5 protein-coding genes are annotated in these 6,304 nt (G+C 40.9%); 4 read left to right on the forward strand and 1 reads right to left on the reverse strand.

Annotation, left to right across the window (positions count from 1 at the left end):
* The first annotated feature begins 191 nt into the window (after nt 1–191).
* Nucleotides 192–1,139 (forward strand): carbamate kinase, encoded by a 948-nt coding sequence (locus tag L4D78_RS27855; protein WP_428469933.1) that lies wholly within the window; start codon nt 192–194, stop codon nt 1,137–1,139.
* Here the strand turns inward: L4D78_RS27855 and allS are convergent.
* Complete coding sequence (gene allS / locus L4D78_RS27860) at nt 1,125–2,054, reverse strand: HTH-type transcriptional activator AllS (protein WP_428469934.1); 930 nt, start codon at nt 2,052–2,054, stop codon at nt 1,125–1,127. The genes L4D78_RS27855 and allS overlap by 15 nt on opposite strands.
* A 407-nt stretch (nt 2,055–2,461) precedes the next feature.
* Between allS and fdrA the strand changes: the two genes are divergently transcribed.
* Genes fdrA through L4D78_RS27875 form a run of 3 tightly spaced genes read left to right on the forward strand, consistent with a single transcriptional unit; the run spans nt 2,462 to nt 6,262 of the window.
* Nucleotides 2,462–4,129: an acyl-CoA synthetase FdrA gene (fdrA, locus tag L4D78_RS27865; RefSeq protein ID WP_428469935.1), complete on the forward strand. Its 1,668-nt coding sequence runs from the start codon at nt 2,462–2,464 to the stop codon at nt 4,127–4,129.
* Nucleotides 4,130–4,140: 11 nt separating this feature from the next.
* Nucleotides 4,141–5,403 carry a YlbE family protein gene (locus tag L4D78_RS27870; RefSeq protein WP_428469936.1) on the forward strand — a complete coding sequence of 421 codons (1,263 nt, stop codon included), beginning with the start codon at nt 4,141–4,143 and terminating at the stop codon, nt 5,401–5,403.
* Between the two features lie 37 nt (nt 5,404–5,440).
* The gene (locus tag L4D78_RS27875; protein ID WP_428469937.1) at nt 5,441–6,262 is read left to right on the forward strand and encodes an oxamate carbamoyltransferase subunit AllH family protein; all 822 of its coding nucleotides are present in this window, start codon (nt 5,441–5,443) and stop codon (nt 6,260–6,262) included.
* Nucleotides 6,263–6,304: the final 42 nt, after the last annotated feature.

The raw sequence follows: 6,304 nt of genomic DNA on the forward strand, positions 1-6,304 counted from the left end.
TATTTGTATTGATTAAAAATGTTTTATAAAAGCAAATATAGAGATTTGAAGATAGACATGATCTCTTTAGCAGATTATTTTTTATATAGCAGATAGTCAAAGATAGCGTTTAAACGTATTAAGTACATATTAATAATTATCATCTAATTAATCTATTTATATAAATAATCTTACAACAGAAGGTATGTCGAATGATCAAAAAACGTATTGTCATTGCACTTGGTGGAAATGCAATGTTGAAACGCGGTGAAGTGTTATCAGCAGAAAATCAATATAAAAATATAAAAACAGTCTCTTCCTTGATAAGCCAACTTTCAGACGAATACGCCATTACAATTGTGCATGGTAATGGCCCACAAGTCGGCTTACTTGCGCTGCAAGACCAAGCCTATGCAGAAGTGCCATCTTATCCTCTTGATGTGCTGGTAGCTGAAACACAAGGAATGATTGGATATATGATTGCGCAATCTTTGACGCAATATGGGGTGAAAGATGTTTCTTGCTTACTAACAAGAGTGAGTGTGGATGCCAATGACCCTGCGTTTGAGGATCCAACAAAATTCATCGGCCCTGTTTATGCACCTAGCCAACAAAAAGCATTAGAGCAGCAATATGGCTGGCAGATGAAAGCTGATGGAGAATATGTCCGACGAGTTGTTGCATCGCCTTTCCCACAGAAGGTCATTGAGGCTAAAACAATTAGTCATTTACTTGATAACGGTGAGCTGGTTGTTTGTTGTGGTGGTGGTGGAATGCCCGTTGTCGGTGAAAATGAAAAACAGACAGGCGTTGAAGCTGTTATAGATAAAGATCTTGTCGCATCGATGTTAGCCAAGCAGCTTAAAGCAGATCATTTACTGATTTTAACAGATGCCGATGCTGTTTATGTGGATTGGGGGACGGTAAATCAAAGGGCCTTACGCGATGTTACTTCTTCACAAATGAAGCCTTTTGCTGTGCCTGATGGTGCCATGGGGCCAAAAGCGGAATCGGTAATCAGTTTTGTTGAAGCAACAGGTAATGTTGCATTTATTGGTGCTTTACAAGATGTTGAAGCGATTTTAGCAGGAGAAAAAGGAACATGTATTCGTCCTGAATTGGTTATTTCCCCCGCTGAATCAGATTTATTGGTCCATTGATAAATCAATATTCTGTAAGAACCCTTCAACCATTGGTTCTCTTCGGTTAAATGCGTCAATGATCCATTTAGTGACTTTACCACAAGACTCATGACGCCAACCAAGTGATAGTGGAGACGGCATTCGGCTCCACTGTACTTTTTTCTCGATTAACTCTCCGTCTTCGATTAACGGTAATGCATAATTGGTTGGCAAAAAGCCGATACCCGCCCCATTCCGGTGACATGCTAATTTGGTCGAAAGGTCGGGGACTTTTATTTCTTTTTGATCTCGTAAAAGCCAGCCAGTTCGTTTGTTTATATGCTGAGAGGTATCTTCTATATTAATTGCAGGGTAATTGCGTAACTGTGATTCTTTTAGCGTACCTTCTGCTTTAACAAGAGGGTGTAATGGCGATAGAACAAACGTCCAGCTTAATCGACCTAATGGTTGCATTGCAATTTGATTATCAATGCTGTCTCGGCCTGGAACACCAATTGCGAAGTGGTAATCGTTATTCAATAAATCATCCCAAACGCCCATGTAAACAGCGCTAGATATATTAATTTCAGTAAATGGGAACTCTTTATGTAATGCTGAAATTAGCGATGCAACAGCTTGTTCATTAAATAACAAGTTATTGACGACAATATTTATTTTTCTTTCTACGCCGTCTGCGATTTGTTGAAGGTCTTGTGGGATGCTATTCATCCATTCAAGCCATTTATAACAATGACTTAATAAATGTTCACCAGCGGGTGTTAAATGTACACTCCTTGTTGTTCTCGTGAAAAGTTGGGTGCACATGTCCTCTTCTAGCACTTTAATGCGATAGCTAATTGCCGCGGGTGTTTTATGAAGTGCTTCTGCAGCTTTAGAAAAATTACTAAACTCAGCAACTTTCATAAAAGAGCGGACAGTCTCTCTATCTAACATTCGTTATCCTTGCTTTTTATAGTAAATAATAATGTATTCTATCTACGTATAAATACAAAATATTGATCGAAAATATAAAAAAGTAATAATTGGGTTTTTAAATGTAAAAAATGTTGGTGGATATAATAAAGGTTGTCTTACGTGAGGTTTTACCATAAGGCTATAGTTCCAGTGTATCAATGCAGTTAAATTCGTGATGTTGTTCACGAAATCGTTTCTTAAATATAATTTGAAAGCGGCATGTGGAGTTTTTGAAAAAGTATAACAATGAAATGAGTGTGATGAAGCTCATAAATTATTATAAATAAATATATTACTTTCTGTTTAAGACAAAGAAAAAGAGCAATTTATCCGCTCAATTATTGTGTTGGGATATAAATTTATAGGGGTTAACAAGGTGGTAATCCATGATTCAGGCATTTATTAAAAAAGGCAGCTTTCAAGACTCTGTAAGCTTGATGCTAATTTCAAAGCAGCTAAGTAATAGTAAAGATGTTGATGAAGTTTCCGTTATGATGGGAACGCCCGCAAACAAATCGCTACTCGAAGCAACAGGGTTATGGCACTCAACGTTCGATGATGCAACTCCCAATGATATATGCGTTGCTATTCGTACATATGACAATGCTAGCAGCGATATTTCACAATCAATTTCACTTGCACTAGATAAAGCACTAGACGAAATTGCTCAATCAAATAACAGTGGTAAAAGGTTAGTAAAAGCGCGCCGCTGGCAAACGGCAATGCAACGTCAACCAAACTCAAACCTTGCGTTGATATCGGTTGCGGGTGAATACGCCTTTGAAGTCGCCGATGAAGCGTTAACTCAGGGCCTAAATGTCATGTTGTTTTCAGATAACGTTGATATTCAAGAAGAGGTTTGCTTAAAAGGCAGAGCAGCGGGTAAGGGTCTTATCGTGATGGGACCAGATTGTGGCACCGCAATGGTTGCAGGTGCGCCACTGGCATTTGCTAACTCAGTACCGAATGGTCAAATAAGTATTGTTGGCGCTTCGGGTACGGGTATTCAAGAGCTTGCTTCTCAAATTTGCTTGAATGGCCACGGCATTAATCATGCCATTGGTTTAGGTGGTCGAGACTTATCTGAACACGTTGAAGGCCGAAGCGCCCTCGCCGCATTAGACATGTTAGACAATGACGATGAAAGTAAAGTGCTTGCTTTTGTTTCAAAACCACCATCGCCTCGCGTTGAAGAAATCGTTATCGCCAAAATGAAATCACTGTCTAAACCTGTAGTGGCTTTATTTTTGGGGACGAAGCATAGCTGCGCTCGTGATGAGAATGTTTTCTTTGTCAATAGCCTTGCTGATGCAGGACGTTTATCAGCGATGCTGGCCAGTGTTCAGCTGTACAGCGATGATCTTGCATCGGTGCAGGGTAAAAAAATACTCGGATTATACACCGGGGGTACGTTAGCTGCTGAAGCGGCAATGTTGTTAGCTGATAATCTAGGTCTTGCCATTGATAGTGCGCACCCTATGGGCACGATGCTTGATGCTGATGGGCATAAGATCATTGATTTAGGTGATGATCATTATACAGTTGGTCGCCCACACCCAATGATTGACCCAAGTACGCGTTCAGATGAGATTGAAGCCCGCGCAACAGAGAGTAGCATAGGTATAATGTTGGTAGATCTTGTTCTTGGTTATGGCGCGACGCTAGACCCTGCAGCGCCATTAGTTGAAGCGATTGAGCAAGTAAGACAAATACGACAATCCAATCCATTGCATGTCATCGCCACCGTCACAGGCACAGAGTCAGACCCTCAACAGCGTTCATCTCAAATTGAAATACTGGAAAAAGCCGGTGTTGTTGTTGTTTCGAACCTTGAAGAGGCAGTATTACTTGCAGAAAAACTGACGCAAGTGACGCCATTAGTTGAGCCGTCAACGAAGCCATCTTTACTTGAGGGTGTTCAAGTTATTAACGTTGGCCTACGTAGCTTTGCAGAAGACCTTCAATCAGCAGAAACGCCTGTTGTTCATTATCAGTGGGCACCTATTGCCGGTGGGAATAAATCGCTCGCCAGTCTATTAAAACATCTGAAATAGGGAAAGTTAGAATGTATTCAACAATTGATGATGCAAATAATGCGGTAATCGAAAAAATTAAAAATGCACGTCCATTTTGGGTTGATGTTGCAGTCGCTGGTGATGTTATTCCATGGCTGAAAGATGGGATGAACTTGCTACATGCCGGCCCACATATTGACTGGAATGATATGACAGGACCAATGAAAGGTGCATGTATCAGTGCTTGTCTATATGAAGGTTGGGCAGCATCAGATGTCGAGGCTTTATCTTTACTCGAAGGTGGAAAAGTCAAATTTAGTCCATGTCACCACCATAATGCTGTGGGCCCAATGGGGGGCATTACTTCAGCAACCACACCCGTTATTGTGGTCGAGAACAAAGCCGATGGTAACTACGCCTACTGCAATATGAATGAAGGCATTGGTAAAGTGATGCGCTTCGGGGCATACGGTGAAGAAGTGCAACAACGCTTATGCTGGATGCGTGATGAGCTTCAACCTGTGTTAAAAGCGGCTTTAGCCAATACAGAAGGTGGACTTGACCTGAGTACCCTAATGGCCCAAGGGATCACGATGGGTGATGAATTCCATCAGCGAAATATTGCTTCATCGTCTTTATTGCTAAGAACACTTGCACCAAAATTGGCAGTACTGGATATAGATAAAGACGTATTGGCACGTGTTTATGAATTCCTAAGCATTACTGATCAGTTCTTCTTAAACTTGGCGATGGCATTTTGTAAAGCGGCGATGGACGCAGGGGCGACGGTTCAAGCTGGCAGTGTTGTGACGGCGATGACCCGAAACGGAAAAGACTTCGGTATTCGTGTCAGTGGATTAGGGGATGAATGGTTCACAGCACCAGTAAATACTCCAGAAGGGCTCTATTTTACGGGTTATTCACAAGAACAAGCCAACTCAGATATTGGCGACAGTGCCATTACCGAAACCTATGGCATTGGTGGTGCAGCGATGATTGCAGCTCCTGGTGTTACGCGATTTGTTGGTGTGGGCGGAGTAGATGTCGCGCTGGATGTTTCTGAAGAAATGGCTGAAATCTATATTGCTCAAAATAACCTGCTACAAATTCCATCTTGGAACTTCCAAGGTGCTTGTTTAGGTCTTGATGTACGTAATGTTGTCGAAACGGGTATTACACCCATCATCAACACAGGCATTGCGCATAAAGAACCGGGTATTGGTCAAATTGGTGCCGGAACAGTTAGAGCACCATTGGCTTGCTTTGAAAAAGCATTGGAAAAACTGGCAGAAAAAATGGGTGTAGAAGCATAAACATTAGTGGCAGCCATGTGCTGCCTTAATGGAGGTAATGATGATATTAGAAGCAATAGCATGCAGCCGTACAGCACCATCAAGGTCGGGTTCCATTCGATTACTTGGTAGAAGTTCAAAGGCAATTAATTTTGTGACTGAAGACCAACGCGTACTGACGTTACATCGAGAGGGGTGTGGTTTAGGACCTTCTGGCTGGATGGTTGCAGATTGTGACTTCATGGCGCTGTATCATCTTACTGAGCAAGATTTACCGATTACACTATCAAATCAAAAAATAGAGCTTGGTCAACATTGTCTACATATGGGCAGTAACCCTATAAAGATGATGATACCGAAAGAAAGAACATTAAACATAGACTGGTTAGAAACACGTTTAGCGTCATTGAGTATGCAAGAAACGGGTTTGTATGGAATATTATCTCATGCTATTCGTCAGCCTATAGGGGAAGAATTAAATAATATTCTATATCCATTAAAGCAATGGCTGAAAGGAGATGTACCTAATTGGCGTCAATTAATTGGTGCGGGGCCTGGATTAACACCAAGTCACGATGACATGATTGTTGGAATGTTGTTTGTTGCATACCATGATGAGAAATTGTCTAACATTGCTAGTGAATTACTACCAGAATCGACAAATCTCTATGAGTTAACAACATCAGTCAGTGCTAGCTACTTAGAACAGGCAAGAAATGGTTTTTTTTCCGAGCCATTACTCAATCTTTCTATCTTTAGTGATAACCAACGAGAGTTTAACCGAGCGATTAGTCGATTACTTCAGCATGGCCATTACTCTGGTGCAGATACATTACTGGGTATCTATCTATGTTTATCATTACTAAAAAATCAAAAGTAATTAATTCATTAAAAAATTTAAAAAGTCCACACGTTATAAAAT

Source organism: Photobacterium minamisatsumaniensis, from assembly GCF_050336695.1.
GTDB lineage: Bacteria > Pseudomonadota > Gammaproteobacteria > Enterobacterales > Vibrionaceae > Photobacterium > Photobacterium minamisatsumaniensis.

Excerpts from the sequence above, each read along its gene's own strand:
- fdrA (WP_428469935.1), top strand. The coding sequence starts at position 2,462 with ATGATTCAGGCATTTATTAAAAAAGGCAGCTTTCAAGACTCTGTAAGC.
- L4D78_RS27875 (WP_428469937.1), top strand. The coding sequence starts at position 5,441 with ATGATGATATTAGAAGCAATAGCATGCAGCCGTACAGCACCATCAAGG.
- allS (WP_428469934.1), bottom strand. The coding sequence starts at position 2,054 with ATGTTAGATAGAGAGACTGTCCGCTCTTTTATGAAAGTTGCTGAGTTT.
- L4D78_RS27855 (WP_428469933.1), top strand. The coding sequence starts at position 192 with ATGATCAAAAAACGTATTGTCATTGCACTTGGTGGAAATGCAATGTTG.
- L4D78_RS27870 (WP_428469936.1), top strand. The coding sequence starts at position 4,141 with ATGTATTCAACAATTGATGATGCAAATAATGCGGTAATCGAAAAAATT.